This window comes from Stenotrophomonas sp. YJH_SMC_32 (genome assembly GCF_059369975.1).
Genome location: NZ_JCAFTE010000001.1, coordinates 578,022 through 596,720 on the forward strand (window position 1 = coordinate 578,022; position 18,699 = coordinate 596,720).

Consider the following 18,699-nt stretch of genomic DNA (forward strand, 5'->3'; position numbering starts at 1 on the left):
AGATGACACGGTTGCTTATATCCCAAATTGGGACTAGGATATCCGAATGAAAGTGGTTGCTTTGGCGACGCTGAAACGATTCTGGGAACGTCACCCTGATTCGGAAGCAGCGCTGAGGTCCTGGTATGACGAAGTGAGGCACGCCGTCTGGGATACACCGCATGACGTACGCCAACGTTACGCAAGCGCAAGTTTCGTGGCCAATAGTCGTGTGGTGTTCAACATAAAAGGCAACAGCTACCGGCTCATCGTCGCTGTGGGTTACAGGTTTCAAGTGGTCTACATCAAGTTCATTGGCACCCACGCCGAGTACGACCGGATCGACGCCGACACTGTGGAGCTTCTATGAACATCCATCCCATCCGTACGGAAAGCGACTACGAAAACGCGCTGCGCATGATTTCGGCCTATGTCGACAACGAGCCGGAGCCGGGCAGCGAAGATGGCGATCGATTTGAAATTCTCGTAACGCTGGTTGAAGCCTACGAAGCGAAGCACTACCCGATCGAGCCGCCAGATCCCATCGATGCAATCCGCTTCCGCATGGAGCAGGGCGGTCTGACCGTGAAGGATCTGGTGCCCTCCATCGGCCAGCTCAACCGTGTCTATGAGGTGTTGAATCGCAAGCGCGGTCTGACTCTTGAAATGATCCGGAAGCTTCACCGCAACCTGGGCATTCCCGCAGAAAGTCTCATCGGCCGCTGAAGCCCCGCGTGCCCCTGCCGATACGCTGCCGTGCCTCACTCCCGGCCTGCTAAAGTTGCAGCCTGCAACCACGTACCGGAACCGACCATGGACCACGACACCCCGTTCGAACCCCTCAACGACCTCGAGGTGCGCCTGCTGCAGGCCCAGGACGGCACGCTGACCGCAGCGCAGTTCCTCGACGGCCTGCTGACTTCGACGGCGTTCGTGCTGCTGGACAAGGCCATTGGTGAGGATGGCGCCTGGGACGAAAGCATCTCGCCGCTGGTGCTGACCAGCGAGAGCGGCGAGCCGATGTTCGCGGTGTTCACCGCGCCGGAGCGTGCCGGCCTGTGGCACGAGCAGCTGCCGCAGTTCGCGCATGCCATGCCGATCGCGGTGCACGCGCTGCTGGCCGGTATCGGCGACGGCGTCGGCCTGGTCCTGAACCCGGGCCTGGACGTGGGCATGGAGATGATTCCCGATGCCGTGGCCCAGCTGAAGCAGCGGGCGGCGGCGATCACCCGCGGCATGGCGCATTGAAGCCAGCGATTTAGGGGTGCCGGCCAGCGGAGCGGCCGGCACTACCAGGTGCTTCAGCGGGCGGCGGCGATGGCTTTCACCCGCGCCTTGGCCAGCGCTTCGCCGATGGCCGGGCCCTTCAGATGGGTGGTATCCAGATCCCTGGCCTGCACTGACAGCGCTGCCCGGTGCAGGCGCTTGAGCGTTTCGCCCTGCGGGTAGTCGGCATCCTCGAAACCGAGCCGGCCGCGTTTGTCGGCCTCGCAGCACAACGCGATGCGGGCCACGCGTTCCGGCCGGCGCAGCGCATCACAGCGGCCCAGCAGTTCCAGCACGGTGGCATCGCGTAGTTCGTCGATGCGGTGCACGTTCAAGTGCTCGCGGCAGACCGCTTCGGCCAGCTGCTGGTGCTCGGCGGGAATCTTCAACCGCGCACACAGTGCCTTCAGCGGCTTGATGCCGCGCTGCTCGTGCATGATGTGGCGCGGCCATTCCTCCGGCGGGGTCAGGCCCTTGCCGAGGTCGTGGGTGAGCGCGGCGAAGCCGACCAGGTCATCGCCGGGGGCCAGCTTCGCGGCCATGTCGCTGACCATTTCCTGGTGGATGCCGGTATCGACCTCGGGGTGGAACTCGGCACGTTGCGGCACGCCGTACAGCGCTTCCAGCTCGGGCAGGATCGGGCCCAGGGCATGCGCATCGTGCAGCGTGCGCAGGAAGGCGGAGGGCCGCTCACTGACCAGCGCCTTGCGCAGTTCCTGCCAGACGCGCTCGGGCACCAGCGCGTCCAGCTCGCCACTGGCGGCGACCTCGCGCATCAGCGCCATGGTCTCTTCGGCGACGGTAAAGCCCAGCGGTGCGAAGCGCGCCATGAACCGGGCCGCGCGCAGCACGCGCAACGGATCTTCGACGAACGCAGGACCGACATGGCGCAGCACGCGTTGCTCGATATCGCGCACACCGCCGTAGGGATCGACCAGCGTGCCGGTGTCTTCGTCGCAGGCAATCGCGTTGATGGTGAAGTCGCGGCGCTGCAGGTCTTCTTCCAGCGTTACGGCCGGATCAGCATCCACCACGAAGCCGCGATAGCCGCGGCCGGATTTGCGCTCGGTGCGCGCCAGTGCGTATTCCTCACCCGTGTTCGGGTGCAGGAACACCGGGAAGTCACGACCAACCGCAGTGTAGCCCTGCGCTTCCATCTGCGCGGGCGTGGCGCCAACCACCACCCAGTCATGGTCGCCGGCAGGGCGCTGCAGCAGGCGGTCGCGCACGGCGCCGCCGACAAGATAGATCTTCATGGGGGAATGATCGCACGGCCGGCACTACTAATACAGAGCCATCACGGCAGGCCGCGCCACCCCGAAGCAGCACCCAGGCGGTGCATATTCCGATCGAGGCCAGCCGCCGGCACGAACGCTGTGCGATCAATCGCCACCCTGCTCGGCGTCGGCCGCGCAGCTGAACTTCTTGCGCTTGTCCACCAGGCGCCCCATCAAGCGGTCGCTCAGCGGCAGGGCATCACCATTGAGGCGCCAGTCGTAGATCACGCTGAAGGCCAGAACGCGGGCAACGTACTCGCGGGTTTCCTTGTAGCTGATGGTCTCGATCCACAGGTCCGGATCGAAGCCCGGGCGCTGGCCCTGCCAGCGTGCGGTCGGGGTCGGGCCGGCGTTGTAGGCGGCGATGGTCACGTACGGCAGACCGTCGTACTTGTTCATCAGCTGGCGCAGGTAGGCGGTGCCGATGGCAATGTTGGTGTCCGGGTCGTACAGGCTGTCGGCGCCGCCGTAGCCGGTCAGGCCGATCGACTTGGCCACGCTGGCACCGGTGGCCGGCAGCACCTGCATCAGGCCCATGGCATTGGCAGGCGAGCGCGCACGCGGAGTGAAGGTACTCTCGGCGCGGATCTCCGCGGCCACCCAGGCCGGGTCGATCGCGTTGCGTGCCGATTCGCGGCGGATGGTGGCGTCGTGATGCAGCGGGAAGCGCAGGTCGTACAGGCGCTGTTCCTGCGGCTGCTTGCCGAGCGCGAACACGGCGCGGTCGAACCAGCCATTGTCCTGCGCCACGCGCACGGCGAGGCGGCGCTGGGTGTCATCGAAGCGCGACAGCGCGCTGTTCCATTCGGCCACGGCCCAGCCGGCGCGGTCGATCTGGTACAGCGCCATCGCGCGCTGGATGGCCGGGTCGCGCGCGATCACCGCCTGTGCCTGTGCGCTGTCGTTCGGCTTCCACGGGCACAGGGTGTAGCCCTGCTGCAGCTTGTCGGCGGCGAGGAAGCCGTGGAAGGTCGGCGCGCGCGCGGCCTCGCGGAACAGCGGCTGCGCCTGCTGGGCCTGGCCGGTCTTCTCCAGCATGCGGCCTTCGAAGTAGCGCCAGCGCGGGTCGCTGCGCTGCTTGCTGCCCATCTTGCGAATGGCGGTCAGCGCCGCCGGCCAGTCGCCGCGCGACATCGCTTCGCGCACGCGCCACTCGTGCAGGCGTTCGTCATAGGCCGACTCCGGCACCGCGTTGAGGCGGCGTGCCGAATCGGGCAGATAGGAGGCCACTGTCCACAGCGCGATCTGGTACAGCACCTGGCCCTGCTGGTCGGCACTCAGGCCGAGCGTCTGGGCGTACTGCGGCAGCTGCTGCTCGGTGGCGCCGGGGTCGGCCTTGGCCAGCTTGGCCAGGCCATCGGTGGCGATGCGCCGGCTGCGCTCGTTGCGTGGCCAGTTCAGGGCGCTGGCATTGGGCTTGTCGACAAAGGCGGCGTAATTGTTCGCCAGCGCCAGGTCGGCGGCAGGCAGGCCGCGTGCAGCGCTGCGCATCACCGCCGGTTGCTGGGCATCGGCGGCGGCATCGATGCGTTCCCAGCGCAGGGCGTCGCTCAGGCCACCCTGTGCCTGCAGCACGGCAAAAACGGCATCACAGCCGTCCGGCAGCGACTTGCCGTTCTTGCGCCACAGATCCTGCGCTTCACTGATCCACTGCGGATCGACCTTGCCCGTCACCTGGCGCGCGGTCAGCTGCGCACAGCGCAGGCCGGTGTTGTCGGTGGGCGCCCAGTTGGCCAGCAGGGTCGGCCAGTCCTGGCGGCGTGCGAGCGAGGGCAGCCACACGCTGCGGAAGGTGGTGGCCACGGCCTGGCCGTCGTAGCGCTTGAGGAAGGCCTGCGCCTGCGCGGTATCGACGGTATCGATGTTGCGGCGCAGGTTGGCGTACTCCAGCCAGCCATAGGCCGGGTGACGGCTGAGCGCAGCGGCCTGGCCAGGATCGAACTGGCCGCGTTCGGCGGCTGCGATCGCGGCTTTCAGCTGCGCGTTCTGGGCATCGAGGGACTGGGCATTGGCGCAGCCGATCAGCAGCGTGGTGGCCAAGGGCAGCAGGGACAGGGCGGTCGAAGTGCGTCGGGTCATAGCGGGCAGCATAGCGGGCAATGGCTGAATTCAGTTTCGCATTGCGTGCACGCCCGGCGTCGGCAACGACAGCTGAATGAATCCGCGCAGGCCCTGCCGCACGGCGTTGCAGGCGTCGTAACGTCGGCCTTGGGCGAACGGCCCGGCTGCAGGGAGCGGCACATGGCGTTCAGTAGCGCAGGAAGAAGCGGCCCGCTGGCGGACATCAACGTCACGCCACTGGTGGATGTGATGCTGGTGCTCTTGATCATCTTCATCGTGACCGCGCCGATCGTGGCCCGGCCGATTGCCATTCAGTTGCCACAGGCCACTGATCGCGTGGTCGATCGCCCCGAACCGCCCCCGCCGATCGAGCTGCGCCTGGATGCCTCGAACCAGCTGAGCTGGGATGGCCAGCCGATGGCCATCGGCGATCTGCAGCCGCGTCTGCAGGCGCAGGCCGGAGAACATGCCGGCAACCTGCCGGAGCTTCGCATCGCCACCGATCCCGCGGCCGAATACGAAGGCATGGCGAGGATATTGGCTGCGGCCGAGGCGACTGGCATGGAGCGCATCGCCTTCGTGCGGTGAGTCCGGCAACGGGCGGTCTGCCATCGGGGGGCCGAGCTTCCTGCCGGGGAACGCGGCATGCGATACGGGACACAGCGCGCCACTTCCTTGATGGCCACTCCCAATCTGGCACCGCTGGTGCAGGCGCAGCAGATGCCGCAGCAGCATCGCTCCCCGGTGCATCTGGCGACCGCCGACGACACCGACTATGAAGATATGGCGCGCAGCCATGCTGGCTGTCAGCCAGCATGGCTGCGCGTCGACGCGCCCGGCCACTAGCGCCGGCATCGACAAGGCCCCTTGATGAGCTGTGGCGGATCTCGGCGCGCGCTGTCGCCACCGGCACCATAGCGAAGGGCGTTGAACAGTACCGTCCGGTTCTAAACGGCCCCCATTTGACGCAAATGGCCGTCAATTGCGTCAATTCCGCGTGAAAGGGTGTCGATCGTCACGCCGTGATTTTTACCGCTTGTTTACAAAGGAGACGCTGCCGCCATGCAGGGGGGAGCGCGGCAGTCCATGTCCCGACATTCCTTTGGAGAGAGAGCGAATGAATCACCTGCACCACCGCCCGTTGGCGGTTGCCGTCGCGCTGTGCGTGATGGCCCTGGCCCCGTTGGGTGCCGCTGCACAATCCACCACCAACCTGGACGCGGTGGAAGTGACCGGTACCCGCATCAAGCGCGCTGAAGTCGAGGGCCAGGTCCCGATCCAGACCCTGACCCGTGGCGACATCGAACGCACCGGCCTGACCTCGATCGGCGAAGTGCTGCAGCAGCTCACCGGTTCCGGCTCTGCGCTCAACGCCAAGTTCAACTCGTCCGGCAACTTCGGTTTCCCGCCCGATGGCAGTGGCGTGGGTGCCGGCTCGGCGCAGGTCGATCTGCGCCACCTCGGTGCCAAGCGCGTGCTGGTGCTGGTTGACGGCATCCGCTGGGTCAACGAGTCGTCCGCATCGGGCGTCGGTGCGGCCACCGACCTCAACACCATTCCGCTGGCCATCGTCGAACGCATCGAGGTGCTGGAAGACGGCGCGTCGTCGCTGTACGGCTCCGATGCCATCGCCGGCGTGGTCAACATCATCACCCGCCGCGACTTCGATGGCGGGCAGGTGACCCTGAACTATGGTGAGTACAGCAAGGGCGACGGCACCCAGAAGGGCGTGGACCTGGCGTGGGGCAAGAGCGGTGATCGCTTCAGCCTGTTCCTGGGCGCCAGCTGGACCAAGCAGGACCCGGTATTCGCCAAGGATCGCGAGCAGTCGCGCTTCCCGATTCCGGGCACCGGCCTGGCCTTCGGCAGCGGCGGCATTCCACAGGGCCGCTTCGCCTTCGTCGACCCCAACACCGGTGCAGAGCAGGACATCGTGCCCAACAGTGGCGTGCCCAACCCGCGCTACGACGGCAGCGCCGGCTGCAACCGCAGCGATGACTACCACTGCTTCACCAGCGCCGACCGCTTCAACTTCGCCGAATACAACATGGTGCTCACGCCGTCCGAGCGCAAGGGCCTGTTCGGCCAGTTCCGCTTTGACATCACCGACAACGTGCAGTGGTACATCAAGGCACTGGGCAACCGCCGCGAGTCGACCAACCAGGCCGGCCCCGAGCCGCTGTTCTTCGGCCCCGATGGCGCCACCGGCAATCCGTTGGCCGACAACATCGTGGTCTCGCGCCTGAATCCGTACAACCCGTTCGGCTTCGATCTCGTCTCCGGCGACAACATGAGCCTGATCGGCCGCCGCCCGGTGGAAGGCGGTGCGCGCGTGTTCAAGCAGGAAGTCAACACCACCTACGTGGCCACCGGCCTGGTCGGCAACTTCCAGGCCGCCGACCGCAGCTGGTACTGGGACGTCAACGGCATGTACAGCAAGAACAAGGCCGAACAGACCAACTACGGCAGCTACAACATCTACAACGTCAACATGGCCCTGGGTGACCCGGCGGTGTGCGCGGCAACCCCGGGCTGCGTGCCGTTGAACATCTTCGGTGGCGTCGGTTCGATCACCCCGGACATGCTGAAGTGGATCCAGCCGGTGGTGCGCGACCGCAGCCAGAACGAGCTGAGCCTGTTCACCGCCAACCTGTCCAGCGACCTGTTTACCCTGCCGGCGGGTCCGGTATCGTTCGCCAGCGGTTACGAGTACCGCAAGTACAAGGGCTGGTACCAGCCGGATCCGCTGACCGTGATCGGCCACTACAACGGCGTACCGTCGCAGCCGACCTCCGGTTCCTACGACGTCAACGAGGCCTACCTGGAGCTGAGCGTTCCGATCTTCGCCGACTCGCCGCTGGGCAAGAAGCTGGACCTGAGCCTGGCCGGCCGCTATTCGGACTACTCCACCTTCGGTGGCGAGTTCACGCCCAAGTACGGCCTGCGCTGGCAGGTGACCGATGACTTCGTGCTGCGTACCACGTACGCCGAGGGTTTCCGCGCACCGTCCATCGGCGAACTGTACGGCTCGGCCGCACGTGCCGACCTGCAGCTGTTCGATCCATGCTCGGTGGGCCTGGGCGGTACGCCGCCACGTGGCAGTGCCGCCAATTGTGCCGCGCTGGGCGTGCCGGCCGGCTTCCAGCAGGCCAACTCGCAGATCTCGGTGACCACCGGCGGCAATCGTGATCTGGAACCGGAGCGTTCGCGCAGCTTCAGCACTGGCTTCGTGTGGAGCCCGTGGTTCGGCAACAACGCGTCGTGGTCGGAGCGCTTCGATGTGGAGGTGACCTTCTACCGCCACGCCATCGATGGTGCGATCCAGGCCATCAACGCGCAGACCCAGCTGGACCTGTGCGTGGACACGCTCGACCCGGTGTACTGCGATGGCATCACCCGCGCCAGCACGGGTGCGGTGAGCAGCTTCAACAACCGCCTGACCAATCTGGGCTCGATCAAGACCGACGGCTGGGACGTGGACCTGTTCTGGACGTTGCCGCAGACCTCCTTCGGCCAGTTCAAGCTGGCCTGGAAGAACACGTTCGTCGGTCGTTACGAAGCCACCGGCGCGGCCGGGCAGAAGCAGCCGCAGAAGCCGGGCGTGGAAGTGGCCGACAGCTCCATCCCGGAGTGGACCAGCAACGCCAGCATCGCCTGGACAATGGACCGCTGGAGTGCGAACTGGACGGTGCGGCACATCTCCGAGCTGACCGAGAACTGCGGCGATGCCGTGGCATTCCCGGTGTGCAGCAACCAGGCCGACGGCACCAACACGCTCTCGGCCACCACCTTCCACGACATGCAGGTGGGCTACAAGATCGACTGGATGAAGGGGCTGCAGCTGACCGCGGGCCTGAACAATGTGTTCGACAAGGATCCGCCGATCTGCCTGTCGTGCTCGTTGAACGGGTATGACGCCTCGACCTACGACATCCCGCGTGGCCGTTACTGGTACCTGCGCGCGGACCTGCGGTTCTGATGTGAGGGGGGCAGCGCCGGTCAGTTCCGGCGCTGCCTTGCGGATGTAGCGCCGAGCCCGCGCTCGGCTGATTCTCTGAGCCGGGCATGGGATCGGCGCTACAGGTGCGGGGTGGTCGTACCCCGCGTCTGGTCAGAATGCCCAGGTGAACGTCAGCGAGCCATTGCGGCCATCGCCGTAGGCACCGTAACCGGTGATCTGCGAGTAGTACTTCTTGTCCAGCAGGTTGTTGAGGTTGGCCTGCACGCTGAACTCCGGCGAGATGCGGTAGCGCACGAAGGCACTGACCAGTGCGTAACCTTCCTGCTCGAAGCGGCCGACGACCGGCGCGGCGTAATAGATGCGGTTCTGCCAGTTGGCACCGCCGCCGACGGTCAACGCCTGCAGCGACTGCGGGGTGTAGCTGGTGAACAGCTTCAGTGCGGTCTGCGGCAGGTTGGTGTTGATGTCGGCGCCGTTGATGTCCTTGGCCACGTAGCGCGATGCGCCGAAGGTGGCATTCCAGCCCGGTGCCAGCTCGCCGTTCACCTCGAATTCGAAGCCGCGGCTGACCGTGCCACGCGCGGCGCGATAGGCGAACTCGTTCTGGCTGCCCTGCACGGGTTCACCGGTGGCCTGGCCGACGTTGTCCTGTTCGATGCGGAACACCGCCAGCGAGGCATTCAGGCGGTTGTCGAACCACGCCCCCTTGACGCCCACTTCGTAGCTCTTGCCATCGACCGGATCGAGGTAGCTGCCGTTGCGGTCCTTCAGCGTCTGCGGCTGGAAGATTTCGGTGTAGCTGGCGTAGGTCGAGTACGTGCCGTTGATGTCGAACACCAGCCCGGCGTACGGCGTGGTGACCTTGTGCGCGCGGTCGGCGCCTTCGCCCTCGCTTTTCCAGTCGGTGTAGCGGGCGCCGATGATCAGCTTCAGCGGATCGGCCAGCGACAGGCGCGCGGCCGCGTAGCCGGCCTTCTGGGTGATGGTGCCCTCGCTGGCCAGTGCCAGCGGGTTCCAGTTCGGCTCGCTGATGTTGCCGGTCCAGTTCAAATAGCTTGCGAACGGATCCCAAGTCTGGCCGGCACCGCCGACCTGGTAGTCGCCGTAGTTGGCGTACTCGCGCTTGTTGTAGCTCAGGCCTGCCATGAACTGGTGCTCGCGGCCGAACAGCTGGAACGGACCATCAACGTAGCCATCGACGCCGGTGACCTTGCGCTCGGTGTTGTAGAAGCCCGCGGACGGCGAGATGCCCGCGCCGGTGGTCTTGTCGAAGTTCGATGCGCCCGTGGTCCAGTCGTTGTAGGCCGGGTAGAACAGCTTGTCGTCAGCCTTGGTCTCATCGTGCGTGGCACCGACCTTGAACTTCCAGCCATTGCTGAAGGCGTGCTGCAGGGTGGCGAAGGCGCGTTTGCTGGCAGTGTCCCAGTAGGTCCACTTCGGGCTCGCGTTGAACGATTCGTCGTAGCCCGTGCGCGAGCCATCGGAGTACAGCATCGGGAAGCCACCCCAGGTCGCGCCATTGGCGCGCTTCTGCTGGTAGTCGTAGCCCACGCTCAGCTGGGTGTCCGGGGTCAGGTCGGCGTCGATGACGGCGTAGCCCAGCGTCTTGCGCTGGTTATAGCGGTCCATCTGGCCGTCGGTGTCCAGATAGCTGCCGATCACGCGGCCGCGCACGCTGCCGCTGGCGTTCAGTGCGCTGCCCACATCCACCGTGGTGCGGGTGCGGCCCCAGCTGCCGACGTTCACCGACACGCTGCCGGCCAGTTCGGCGCTGTCGGCGTGCTTGCGGATCAGGTTCACCGAGGCGGAGGGATTGCCGGCACCACTGAGCAGGCCGGTGGCACCACGCACCACTTCCACGCGGTCGTACAGCGCCAGATCCAGGCCGGAATCACCGTAGCTCCAGTTCTGCACCATCTGCGTCGGCAGGCCGTCGAACTGGTAGGCATCGATGTAGAACCCGCGCGCGTAGAACTCGGTGCGCTCGCTGTCGGACTGGGTGCTGGTCACGCCGGTGGTGTTGGCCAGCACGTCGATGATGTCGTCCAGGTTCTGATCTTCGATGCGCTGGTGGCTGATGATGCTGATCGACTGAGGGATCTCGCGCGGCGCCAGGTCGAAGCGGGTGCCGGCCGAGGTGCGGCGCACCGAATAGCCTTCGGCGCGTTCGCCCTTGACCACCACCTTGTCGAGGGTGGTCGGATCGGCGGCGGTGTCGGCGAAGGCGGCCGGGGCCACGGCGCAGAGAACGGCGAGCACGGCAACGGACAGCCGTTGCGGCTGCGGGGTACGGAAGGCGGAACGGTTCATGGGGGTCCTGGACGAGCACGCGCGCTCGGCCAGCATCCAGAAGGCGAGGCGCTACGGGTGGGAAACGGGCGGGCAGGCCGTCCTGGCACCACCGGAAACGAAAGAAATGGTAATACGAACTATTCCTATTTACAAATCATGAACGAGGGAGGCGCTCACGCAGGACTCGACGCAGCATATGGTGTTCAGCGCAGCAGCGGCAGTGGATCGCGCGCGCCGTCGGCGCCGTAGATGCCCCAGTGCAGGTGCGGCGGCGTGCCCTTGGCATTGCCGCTGTCGCCGACGTGGCCAAGCAGGTCGCCGGCCTGGACCACCTGGCCGCGCGACAGACCCTCGGCCCAGCCCTCCAGATGCGCGTAGTAGTAGCGTTCGCGCCCGGGCCCGATCACCCACACCTGGCGGCCACCGAGGCCGCGGTCGCTGACATCCACGACGACGCCGGCGGTGGCACTGCGCACCGGGGTACCGCGCCTGGCGAAGATGTCGATGCCGGCGTGGGAGCGGTCACGGCCGCGTGGGGCGCCGAAGGTATCGGCGATCTGGCGGGGCCGCACACCTTCCACCGGCACCGGAAGCTCGGTGGCCGGAGGCATCCGCGAGAGTGCCCACAGCAGTTTCGGTGCAGCGGCCCATGGGCTGTTCCACAGTGCCATGGCGGCAACGATCGCGATGACCAGCCACAGGCCGCGCAGCAGCCAGCGGCGCAGGCGACGGGCGGGGGAGGGCGATGTGTTCATGGTCTCCGACTGTAGCGCCGAGCCATGCTCGGCGGCTGTTGCTTTGCGGTCAAAGCGCAGTCGAGCATGGCTCCGCGCTACAGAACCGGGTCCAGTGGCACTTCGAAACTGCGCTTCAACGTTCCCAGTGCAACCGAGGTGCGGAAGCGCTCGATGTTGTCATCGCCACCGAACAGCCGCTCGGTGATCGCCTCGTACTCTTCCATCGACGCGGCCGACACCAGCAGCAGGAAATCGCCGTCGCCGGTGATCGAGTAGCACTGCTGCACCGCCGGGTCGTCCTGCACGCGGCGCTTGAACGGCGCCACGCGTTCGCGCTGCTCGCTGACCACGCGCACCTCGACGATGATGGTCAGCGGTCGCCCGACCTTGGCTGCGGCGACTACCGCCACGTTGGCCGCGATCACACCGCTGTCCTGCAGGCGTTTGATGCGGCGCTGCACGGCTGGGGTGGACAGGTGCACGGCCTCGGCGATCTCGCGCTGCGGCAGGGTGTTGTCCCGCTGCAGCAGGCCGAGGATGGCGCGGTCGAAGCTGTCGAGCACGGGGGCGGTAGCCATGGTGAGCAGAAGTTGCACGAACGGGCTGTCAATTGAGCCAAGTGCTCGGCGCGGGCGCAATAGACTTTGCCCATGCAGACCTCACGACTCGCGCCGATGTTGCCGGCGCTGGCGGTGCTTGGCTCGGTCACCTCGCTGGCCATCGGCACCTCCTACGCAAAACACCTGTTCCCGCTGATCGGCGCCCAGGGCACCAGCGCGCTGCGCGTGGGCTTCTCGGCGCTGTTGCTGCTGCTGTTCTGGCGGCCGTGGCGCTGGAAGACCGGCCGCGCGGATGCGATCACCCTCCTGCGCTACGGGCTCACCCTGGGCCTGATGAACCTGCTGTTCTACATGGCCCTGCGCACGATTCCCTTCGGCATCGCGGTGGCCATCGAGTTCACCGGGCCGCTGACGGTGGCGATGCTGTCATCACGGCGACCGATCGACTTCGTCTGGGTGGGCTGCGCAGTGGTGGGGTTGTTGCTGCTGCTGCCGCTGGGCGGCGGCCCGGCGCTGGATCCGGCCGGCGTGCTGTATGCGATGGGCGCAGCGGCGTGTTGGGGGCTTTACATCGTATTCGGCAAGCGTGCCGGACACCTGCACGCCGGGCATTCGGTGTCGCTGGGGCTGCTGGCGGCTTCGCTGGTGGTGGTGCCGGTGGGCGTGGTGCATGCCGGTGCCGCGCTGCTCGATCCAGAGATCCTGGCAGCCGGGCTGCTGGTGGCGCTGGTCTCCAGCGCGATCCCGATGTCGCTGGAGATGATGGCGCTCAAGCGCCTGCCAAAGGAGACCTTCGGCATCCTGATCAGCATGGAGCCGGCGGTGGCCGCGCTGTGGGCGATGCTGCTGCTGCACGAACACCTGCACGGGCTGCAGTGGCTGGCGATCGGCTGCACGGTGCTGGCTTCGGTGGGCAGCACGATGACCGCGCGGCGATTGAAGGTGCCGGTGGTCCAGGCCGGGTAGCGGCAGAGAGCGTGCGGACCAACGGTCCGCACCCACCAGAGCGGCGTGCGGACCAGCGGTCCGCACCTACCAGGGGGGCGGTTCAGCGCAGGGCGTCGGCCGGGACGTCGATCTGCATCGCCAGGGCGAGGTGATCGGAGAACGCGGCCGGTACGGCTTCCACGGTGCGGGTCTGCAGGCCACTGCTGACCAGGATGTGGTCGATGGCGCGGTCGGGGCGCCAGCTGGGGAAGGTCGGCACGATGCAGCCGGGCGGTTGCAGTCGGGTCTTCTGGTACAGCACCTGCATTTCCGGGCGTTCGGCCAGACAGTTGAAGTCGCCCATCAGCACCGCGTTGGGGTGGTCGGACAGCAGCTCGGCGATGAAGCCCAGCTGCGACATCCGCGATCCCGCGCCCAATGACAGATGGGCCACCGCCACCGCCAGGCCGTCGGCACCATCGCCGAACTTGGCCAGCAGCACGCCGCGCCCGCCGATGCGGCCGGGCAGGGCGTGGTCCTGCACTTCCACCGGTTCCAGCTTGCTCAGCAGGCCATTGGCGCTGGAGGCGACCCCGCCCATGCGCCGGTTCGGCTGGTGGCTCCAGTAGTTGAAGCCGGCGCGCTGGGCCAGGTAATGGGTCTGGTTGGTGAAGCCTGAGCGCAGGCTGCCCGGGTCGGCCTCCTGCAGGCCGACGATGTCATGTTCGCGCGCCAGGGTGGCGATCGCGTCCAGGCTGCTGCGCTTGCGACCCGCCGGCAGCGCATGTGACCAGCTGCGGGTCACATAGTCGCTGTAACGGCGGGTACTTGATCCGGCCTGGATGTTGGCCGTCAGCAAGCGCAGGGTCCGTGTACGGGGGGAATTCACGGCCGGGAAATGCTTCTCTTGGATCAGTGAGCCTGGGCCGCGCCGCGTTCGCGGGCGATCAGGTGGTCGGCGATGCGCAGCATGTCCGGGAAGCTCTTGCCCTTAACCAGGTACTTGCCGTTGACGATGATCGACGGGGTGCCGCTGATCTGGCTGCGCTGGGCGAACTGCTTGGCCGAGTTGGTCTTGGCGTTCACCGCGAAGCTGCCCATGGTGGCCGCGAACTGCTTCGGATCGACGCCGTAGGCGGCGTAGAACTTGGCGATGTCTTCCACCGAGTCACGGCCGCGCTCGCCCTTCAGGGTCTTCTGCGAGTGGATGGCGGCGTACAGCGCTTCGTGGGTCTTCTCCTGCACGCCCAGGGTCTGCGCGGCGTAGAAGGCACGGGCGTAGTCATCCCAGGTGCCGCCGAACATGGCCGGCACGTAGACGAAGTTCACGTCGCTGGGCAGGCCGGCCTTCCACGGGCCGACCAGCGGCTGGAACGCGGCGCAGGCCGGGCAGACGTAGCCGAAGATCTCGGTCACTTCGATCTTGCCGGCGGCCGGCTGGAACGGCTGGCCGTTCGGGATCACCTGGTAGTCGGCACCTTCCACCGGAGCCGGGCCGGTCAGTGCGGCGGTGGTCGGGGTCGGCGCGGCGGCCGGAGTTGCTTCGGCCGGAGTCTTCTCGCCTTCAGCGGCAGCCGGCGCGGCGCCTTCGCTGCCCGCCGCCGGTGCGGCAGCCGGTTCGGTGGTCGTGGCCGGGGTTGCTGCCGGTTCGGCGGGGGCCACGGTGGTGTTGGTGCTGCCGTCGTCGGCCTTGCAGGCGGCCAGGATCGGCAGCAGCGCTGCGAGGGCGAGGGCGTAACGGATCTTCATGGAAACGTCTCCAGCATCTGGAAAGGTGGGGCCGGCGGCAGGCGCCGGCCAAGGGGAAATGATGACACGCGGCGGCGACAACGCCGTGTCGGTGGTGGGTGTTGGTTCAGCGGCCGCGGGCGGCGCGCGCCTGCGCGATCAGCGCCGAGGCAATGCGCAGCTGGTCGTCGAAGCTGTTGCCGCGCACCAGGTACTGGCCATTGATGATGATGGCCGGGGTGCCCGGAATCTTGGTGCGCTGGGCGAACGCGCGCGCGGCCTCGACCTTCTTCTGCACGGCATCGCCGCGCAGGGCCTGGATGTAGCGGTCCGGGGTCACGCCGTAGGCCTTGTAGAAGGTGGCGAGCTCATCGGCGGAGACGTTCTGCATCGGCAGCGAACCCTGCTCGTGAAGGGCCTTGAACACGGCGGCATGGCTGCGCTTGGCCACGCCGACTTCGTCGGCGGCGTAGTAGGCCAGTGCCCAGGCATCCCAGGCACCGCCGAAGGCCGCCGGGACCGGGGTGAAGCGCACGTCGGCCGGCAGCTTGGCCGCCCAGGCTTCCAGCTGCGGTTCGAAATGGGCGCAGTGCGGGCAGGTGTAGCCGAAGACTTCGACCACCTCGATCTTGCCGGCCAGCGGCTGGAACGGGCCCGGCTGGGCGATGCGCTCGTAGTCTTTGCCCTCGACCAGCGGGGCATTGGCGGGGGTGGCGGCGCAGGCTGCCAGCGGCAGCAGCACCAGCACGGACAACAGCAGGCGGGAAATCAACCTCATCGACACGCATCTCCGTTGAAAAAAGCAACGCCGGCGCAGCCGCCGGCGTGAAGGAAACATACCGCAGCCGTGGGCCGGCGTCGCGGCCCGGGCCGACCAGTGGTGGTCAGGGGGCGGCAGCCGGTTGTGTTGGCGTGGCCGTGGTGGCCACATCGTCGGCCTTGTTGTGCAGGCCCTGCAGGTAGCTCGACAGCGCCTGCACCTCCTGCTCGCTGAGCTTCTGCGCGACCGTGGCCATGATCTGGAAGTGCGCCTTGTCGGTCTCGTTGGTCTGGCCGGCCTGGTACTCCTGCAGGCGGCGCGCGACATAGCTGGCGTGCTGGCCACCGAGATGCGGATAGGCCGGGCCGGGATTGCCGGCACCGCTGGGGCCATGGCAGGCCATGCAGGCCGGCAGGCCACGCTTGGCATCGCCGCCGCGGTACAGCTGCTGGCCGATCTCGTAGAACTTCATGCCCTTGTAGGGGCCGTCGGCGACCGCCGTGTCATCGGCGATGCCGGCGTTGGCCTTCTGCGTGGCGAAGTAGGCGCCGATATCACGCATGTCCTGCGGGGTGAGGTTCTGCACGAACGGCACCATCGCCACCGCCGCGCCGGAACTGCGCTGGCCGTTGGCGATCAGGGCCATCTGCTGGGCCACGTAGCGTTCGCTCTGGCCGGCAATGGACGGGTACATCTCCACCGTGGAATTGCCGTCGGCACCGTGGCAGGCCGCGCAGGCCGTCGCCTTGGTCTGCCCGGCCTTCGCATCGCCCCAGCGGGTCTTGCTGAAATCCACCTCCAGCGAGGCGGTGTTGATCGGCCCATTGTCGGGCAGCGGGGTCAACGTGGTCTGCGCGAACGCAGCAGCGGCAACGACTACAGCAGTGGCAAGGGCGGATACGGCAAGAACGCGAGCGTGGCGCATGCTGAAGCTCCGTATGGACCGGGCCGGGCGGTGGCGGCCGGCATCGCCCGGATTATCAACGCCGTTTCCGCGCACGGTCAACGCAGCAGTGCAGCAAAATGCCCGCAAAGGCCGCCGGCACGGGCGCGCGGCGCCGCAACATGCGATCCTAGGCACATGTCATTGCTCATCGAACGCGCCCGTTACCACCTTTCGGCCCATAACGTGCGGCAGCTGCCGCCCGACGAAGGGGCCGAAGTGGCCTTCGCCGGCCGCTCCAACGCCGGCAAGTCCAGTGCGCTCAACGCGCTGACCCGCCAGAACGCCCTGGCGCGTGTCTCCAAGACCCCCGGCCGTACCCAGCAGCTGGTGTTCTTCCAGGTCACCCCGGAGGCGCATCTGGTCGACCTGCCCGGTTACGGCTACGCCAAGGTGCCGCTGGACCTGCAGGCGCACTGGCAGGCCTTCATCGACAAGTACTTCCGCACCCGCGAGGCCCTGAAGGGGCTGGTGGTGGTGATGGACATCCGTCATCCGCTGAAGGACTACGACCGGCAGATGCTGTCCTATGCCGTACAGCGCGGCATGCCGGCGCACGCCCTGCTGACCAAGGCCGACAAGCTCAGCCGCAGCCAGCAGATGCAGACCCTGCAGAAGGTGCGCAAGGAACTGCACTCGGCCTACGGCGACAGCGTCAGCGTGCAGGTGTTCTCCGGCGAGGACCGCACCGGCGTGGACGAAGCCCGCGGCGTGATCGGCGGCTGGCTGGGGCTGGAATAAGGTATTGCCGGTCGCCCGGCTGGCAGCCGGGCGCTACCCGATCGGGTGGGTGCCGACCTTGGTCGGCACACCCTCACAACGGCGAATACTCCGCCGGCACCCACGCATAGGCCTGGCTCTCGCTGCGCACATGGCCCAGGCCCGGGAACGGCAGGTGCGCACCGGCCACCCACCAGCCGTTGGCGGTGGCCTGCTGCAGCAGCCCGCGACGGCTGGCGATGGCCGCCTTGCGGTCCGAATCGGCCTCGAACGCGGCCTCCGGGTGCGCGAACTGCACCGCATGGAAGTGCAGCACGTCGCCCCACACCAGCAGTGACTGGCCTTGGCTGTCGAACCGGTAGGAGACGTGGCCGGGGGTATGGCCATGGGTGTCCATCGCCACCGCGCCGCCGGGCAGGGCATCGCCGGGGTTGAACGTGCGCAGGTGGCCACTGGCCTGGTACGGCGCCACCGCGTTGCGCGCCAGCGGGAAGGCGAAGCGCACACCCTTCGGCGCGGAAGCCTCGCTGGCCGGGTTGAGCCAGTAGTCGGCATCGGCCCTGGACAGCCACACCGTGGCATTCGGGTAGGCCGGCTTGCCCTGCGCATCGAGCACCCCGCACAGGTGGTCCGGATGGGCGTGGGTCAGCAGCACCTCGTCCACCTCGGCCGGGTCCACGCCGGAGGCGCGCAGGTTGCCCAGCACCTGGCCCAGGCCGGGGCCGAAGCACTGTGCGGTGCCGGTATCGACCAGGGTCAGGTGGTTGCCCTGGCGCACCAGGAACGCGTTGATTGCGGTCTGCAGGCCCTTCTTGTCTTCCGGTACGTAGCGGCCTTCCAACAGGCGGCTGACCAGTGTCGGCGGCACGTCGACCACTTCCTGCCGGCCCAGCGCGACCACGCCGTCGAACAGGGCGGTGACCTGCAGCGCACCGACGCGCTGGTGGTAGACGCCGGGCACCTGCTGGGTGGGCGCGGGCGAGGTGGCTTCGGCCAGCGCCGCCAGTGGCAGGGCGGACAGGGCCAGCAGCAGGGCGGTGCGTAGGGGCAGTTGGCGCAGGGTCATGAGGGTTCTCGGTGGATGATGGGCGGTTCCGTTGGCCTAGCGTGCCGTGACTGGCGTGCGCACGGCGCTCAAACCACTGCGTGGAATGCTCAGGGAAGGGGGTGTTGTCTGCAGGGCTGCGCCCTGCACCCGCAGAGGCAACAGCAACAGCAACAGCGATCTATCCGTGGGATGGCGGGGTGGGTCCGGTTGCGGGAGACGCCGTAAACCCATCCATGGGGGCTTGGCCGCGGCATCCATGCCGCGGACACTCCCGCAACCGGACCCACCCCGCCTTCGACAGTTTTCCGCGAACTGTTGGAGATGCTCTTGGGGTCAGATCCGTTTTCCGCAGGAAAACGGATCTGACCCCAGATCGATTTCGATATCTGACAGAAAAATCGTGTCGACCAAGGTCGACACCTACCAACAGCAGCAGGAAT

18 protein-coding genes are annotated in these 18,699 nt (G+C 67.1%); 8 read left to right on the top strand and 10 right to left on the bottom strand.

Annotated elements, in window-relative coordinates; all coding sequences use genetic code 11:
* Positions 1 to 46: 46 nt before the first annotated feature.
* The 3 genes from AC5P7S_RS02650 (at position 47) to AC5P7S_RS02660 (ending at position 1,227) form a co-directional block, all read left to right on the top strand.
* Positions 47 to 349, top strand: a complete 303-nt coding sequence (locus AC5P7S_RS02650; protein WP_065178056.1) for a type II toxin-antitoxin system HigB family toxin — start codon at positions 47 to 49, stop codon at positions 347 to 349.
* Positions 346 to 705, top strand: a complete 360-nt coding sequence (locus AC5P7S_RS02655; RefSeq protein WP_069139190.1) for a helix-turn-helix domain-containing protein — start codon at positions 346 to 348, stop codon at positions 703 to 705. The genes AC5P7S_RS02650 and AC5P7S_RS02655 overlap by 4 nt, the downstream gene beginning before the upstream one ends.
* 87 nt (positions 706 to 792) lie before the next feature.
* Positions 793 to 1,227, top strand: a complete 435-nt coding sequence (locus AC5P7S_RS02660) for an SseB family protein (protein WP_005419309.1) — start codon at positions 793 to 795, stop codon at positions 1,225 to 1,227.
* A 53-nt stretch (positions 1,228 to 1,280) separates the two neighbouring features.
* Here AC5P7S_RS02660 and AC5P7S_RS02665 read toward each other — a convergent pair whose 3' ends face one another.
* On the bottom strand, positions 1,281 to 2,501 hold the full coding sequence (locus AC5P7S_RS02665; RefSeq protein ID WP_005419308.1) for a multifunctional CCA addition/repair protein: 1,221 nt from the start codon (positions 2,499 to 2,501) through the stop codon (positions 1,281 to 1,283).
* A gap of 126 nt (positions 2,502 to 2,627) precedes the next feature.
* Positions 2,628 to 4,613, bottom strand: a complete 1,986-nt coding sequence (locus tag AC5P7S_RS02670; RefSeq protein ID WP_095377924.1) for a transglycosylase SLT domain-containing protein — start codon at positions 4,611 to 4,613, stop codon at positions 2,628 to 2,630.
* A gap of 150 nt (positions 4,614 to 4,763) precedes the next feature.
* On the opposite strand from AC5P7S_RS02670, the gene AC5P7S_RS02675 reads away from it, so the two are divergent.
* The 3 genes from AC5P7S_RS02675 (at position 4,764) to AC5P7S_RS02685 (ending at position 8,562) form a co-directional block, all read left to right on the top strand.
* On the top strand, positions 4,764 to 5,171 hold the full coding sequence (locus tag AC5P7S_RS02675) for an ExbD/TolR family protein (protein ID WP_095377925.1): 408 nt from the start codon (positions 4,764 to 4,766) through the stop codon (positions 5,169 to 5,171).
* 90 nt (positions 5,172 to 5,261) lie between these two features.
* Positions 5,262 to 5,429: a hypothetical protein gene (locus AC5P7S_RS02680; RefSeq protein WP_242441353.1), complete on the top strand. Its 168-nt coding sequence runs from the start codon at positions 5,262 to 5,264 to the stop codon at positions 5,427 to 5,429.
* Positions 5,430 to 5,751: 322 nt separating this feature from the next.
* Positions 5,752 to 8,562: a TonB-dependent receptor gene (locus AC5P7S_RS02685; RefSeq protein ID WP_425520252.1), complete on the top strand. Its 2,811-nt coding sequence runs from the start codon at positions 5,752 to 5,754 to the stop codon at positions 8,560 to 8,562.
* 132 nt (positions 8,563 to 8,694) lie between these two features.
* Here AC5P7S_RS02685 and fhuE read toward each other — a convergent pair whose 3' ends face one another.
* The 3 genes from fhuE to AC5P7S_RS02700 form a co-directional block, all read right to left on the bottom strand.
* Entirely contained in the window at positions 8,695 to 10,854 is a 2,160-nt protein-coding gene (fhuE, locus tag AC5P7S_RS02690; protein WP_095377927.1) for a ferric-rhodotorulic acid/ferric-coprogen receptor FhuE, read from the bottom strand.
* 185 nt (positions 10,855 to 11,039) lie between these two features.
* A complete protein-coding gene (locus AC5P7S_RS02695) occupies positions 11,040 to 11,591 on the bottom strand; it encodes a M23 family metallopeptidase (RefSeq protein WP_095377928.1) in 552 nt (183 codons plus the stop codon).
* 77 nt (positions 11,592 to 11,668) lie between these two features.
* Positions 11,669 to 12,151, bottom strand: coding sequence for an Lrp/AsnC family transcriptional regulator (locus AC5P7S_RS02700; protein ID WP_032954522.1), 483 nt, complete (start codon positions 12,149 to 12,151; stop codon positions 11,669 to 11,671).
* A gap of 72 nt (positions 12,152 to 12,223) precedes the next feature.
* On the opposite strand from AC5P7S_RS02700, the gene AC5P7S_RS02705 reads away from it, so the two are divergent.
* Positions 12,224 to 13,099, top strand: a complete 876-nt coding sequence (locus AC5P7S_RS02705; RefSeq protein WP_080104349.1) for an EamA family transporter — start codon at positions 12,224 to 12,226, stop codon at positions 13,097 to 13,099.
* Positions 13,100 to 13,181: 82 nt separating this feature from the next.
* Here the strand turns inward: AC5P7S_RS02705 and AC5P7S_RS02710 are convergent, their stop codons facing one another.
* From AC5P7S_RS02710 to AC5P7S_RS02725, 4 genes are all read right to left on the bottom strand, one after another.
* Positions 13,182 to 13,919 (bottom strand): endonuclease/exonuclease/phosphatase family protein, encoded by a 738-nt coding sequence (locus AC5P7S_RS02710; RefSeq protein ID WP_005419292.1) that lies wholly within the window; start codon positions 13,917 to 13,919, stop codon positions 13,182 to 13,184.
* A 53-nt stretch (positions 13,920 to 13,972) separates the two neighbouring features.
* Positions 13,973 to 14,809 (bottom strand): thiol:disulfide interchange protein DsbA/DsbL, encoded by an 837-nt coding sequence (locus AC5P7S_RS02715; RefSeq protein ID WP_095377929.1) that lies wholly within the window; start codon positions 14,807 to 14,809, stop codon positions 13,973 to 13,975.
* A 106-nt stretch (positions 14,810 to 14,915) separates the two neighbouring features.
* Positions 14,916 to 15,566: a thiol:disulfide interchange protein DsbA/DsbL gene (locus AC5P7S_RS02720; protein WP_005419285.1), complete on the bottom strand. Its 651-nt coding sequence runs from the start codon at positions 15,564 to 15,566 to the stop codon at positions 14,916 to 14,918.
* A 106-nt stretch (positions 15,567 to 15,672) separates the two neighbouring features.
* Complete coding sequence (locus tag AC5P7S_RS02725) at positions 15,673 to 16,473, bottom strand: c-type cytochrome (protein ID WP_095377930.1); 801 nt, start codon at positions 16,471 to 16,473, stop codon at positions 15,673 to 15,675.
* 156 nt (positions 16,474 to 16,629) lie between these two features.
* Between AC5P7S_RS02725 and yihA the strand changes: the two genes are divergently transcribed.
* Complete coding sequence (gene yihA, locus AC5P7S_RS02730; protein ID WP_095377931.1) at positions 16,630 to 17,232, top strand: ribosome biogenesis GTP-binding protein YihA/YsxC; 603 nt, start codon at positions 16,630 to 16,632, stop codon at positions 17,230 to 17,232.
* Positions 17,233 to 17,305: 73 nt separating this feature from the next.
* On the opposite strand, the gene AC5P7S_RS02735 is transcribed toward yihA, so the two are convergent.
* On the bottom strand, positions 17,306 to 18,277 hold the full coding sequence (locus AC5P7S_RS02735; protein WP_095377932.1) for an MBL fold metallo-hydrolase: 972 nt from the start codon (positions 18,275 to 18,277) through the stop codon (positions 17,306 to 17,308).
* Positions 18,278 to 18,699: the final 422 nt, after the last annotated feature.

What these genes read in the sequence shown, in the direction of transcription:
- AC5P7S_RS02650 (WP_065178056.1), top strand. Translation starts at nt 47, where the DNA reads ATGAAAGTGGTTGCTTTGGCGACGCTGAAACGATTCTGGGAACGTCAC.
- AC5P7S_RS02655 (WP_069139190.1), top strand. Translation starts at nt 346, where the DNA reads ATGAACATCCATCCCATCCGTACGGAAAGCGACTACGAAAACGCGCTG.
- AC5P7S_RS02660 (WP_005419309.1), top strand. Translation starts at nt 793, where the DNA reads ATGGACCACGACACCCCGTTCGAACCCCTCAACGACCTCGAGGTGCGC.
- AC5P7S_RS02665 (WP_005419308.1), bottom strand. Translation starts at nt 2,501, where the DNA reads ATGAAGATCTATCTTGTCGGCGGCGCCGTGCGCGACCGCCTGCTGCAG.
- AC5P7S_RS02670 (WP_095377924.1), bottom strand. Translation starts at nt 4,613, where the DNA reads ATGCTGCCCGCTATGACCCGACGCACTTCGACCGCCCTGTCCCTGCTG.
- AC5P7S_RS02675 (WP_095377925.1), top strand. Translation starts at nt 4,764, where the DNA reads ATGGCGTTCAGTAGCGCAGGAAGAAGCGGCCCGCTGGCGGACATCAAC.
- AC5P7S_RS02680 (WP_242441353.1), top strand. Translation starts at nt 5,262, where the DNA reads ATGGCCACTCCCAATCTGGCACCGCTGGTGCAGGCGCAGCAGATGCCG.
- AC5P7S_RS02685 (WP_425520252.1), top strand. Translation starts at nt 5,752, where the DNA reads ATGGCCCTGGCCCCGTTGGGTGCCGCTGCACAATCCACCACCAACCTG.
- fhuE (WP_095377927.1), bottom strand. Translation starts at nt 10,854, where the DNA reads ATGAACCGTTCCGCCTTCCGTACCCCGCAGCCGCAACGGCTGTCCGTT.
- AC5P7S_RS02695 (WP_095377928.1), bottom strand. Translation starts at nt 11,591, where the DNA reads ATGAACACATCGCCCTCCCCCGCCCGTCGCCTGCGCCGCTGGCTGCTG.
- AC5P7S_RS02700 (WP_032954522.1), bottom strand. Translation starts at nt 12,151, where the DNA reads ATGGCTACCGCCCCCGTGCTCGACAGCTTCGACCGCGCCATCCTCGGC.
- AC5P7S_RS02705 (WP_080104349.1), top strand. Translation starts at nt 12,224, where the DNA reads ATGCAGACCTCACGACTCGCGCCGATGTTGCCGGCGCTGGCGGTGCTT.
- AC5P7S_RS02715 (WP_095377929.1), bottom strand. Translation starts at nt 14,809, where the DNA reads ATGAAGATCCGTTACGCCCTCGCCCTCGCAGCGCTGCTGCCGATCCTG.
- AC5P7S_RS02720 (WP_005419285.1), bottom strand. Translation starts at nt 15,566, where the DNA reads ATGAGGTTGATTTCCCGCCTGCTGTTGTCCGTGCTGGTGCTGCTGCCG.
- AC5P7S_RS02725 (WP_095377930.1), bottom strand. Translation starts at nt 16,473, where the DNA reads ATGCGCCACGCTCGCGTTCTTGCCGTATCCGCCCTTGCCACTGCTGTA.
- yihA (WP_095377931.1), top strand. Translation starts at nt 16,630, where the DNA reads ATGTCATTGCTCATCGAACGCGCCCGTTACCACCTTTCGGCCCATAAC.
- AC5P7S_RS02735 (WP_095377932.1), bottom strand. Translation starts at nt 18,277, where the DNA reads ATGACCCTGCGCCAACTGCCCCTACGCACCGCCCTGCTGCTGGCCCTG.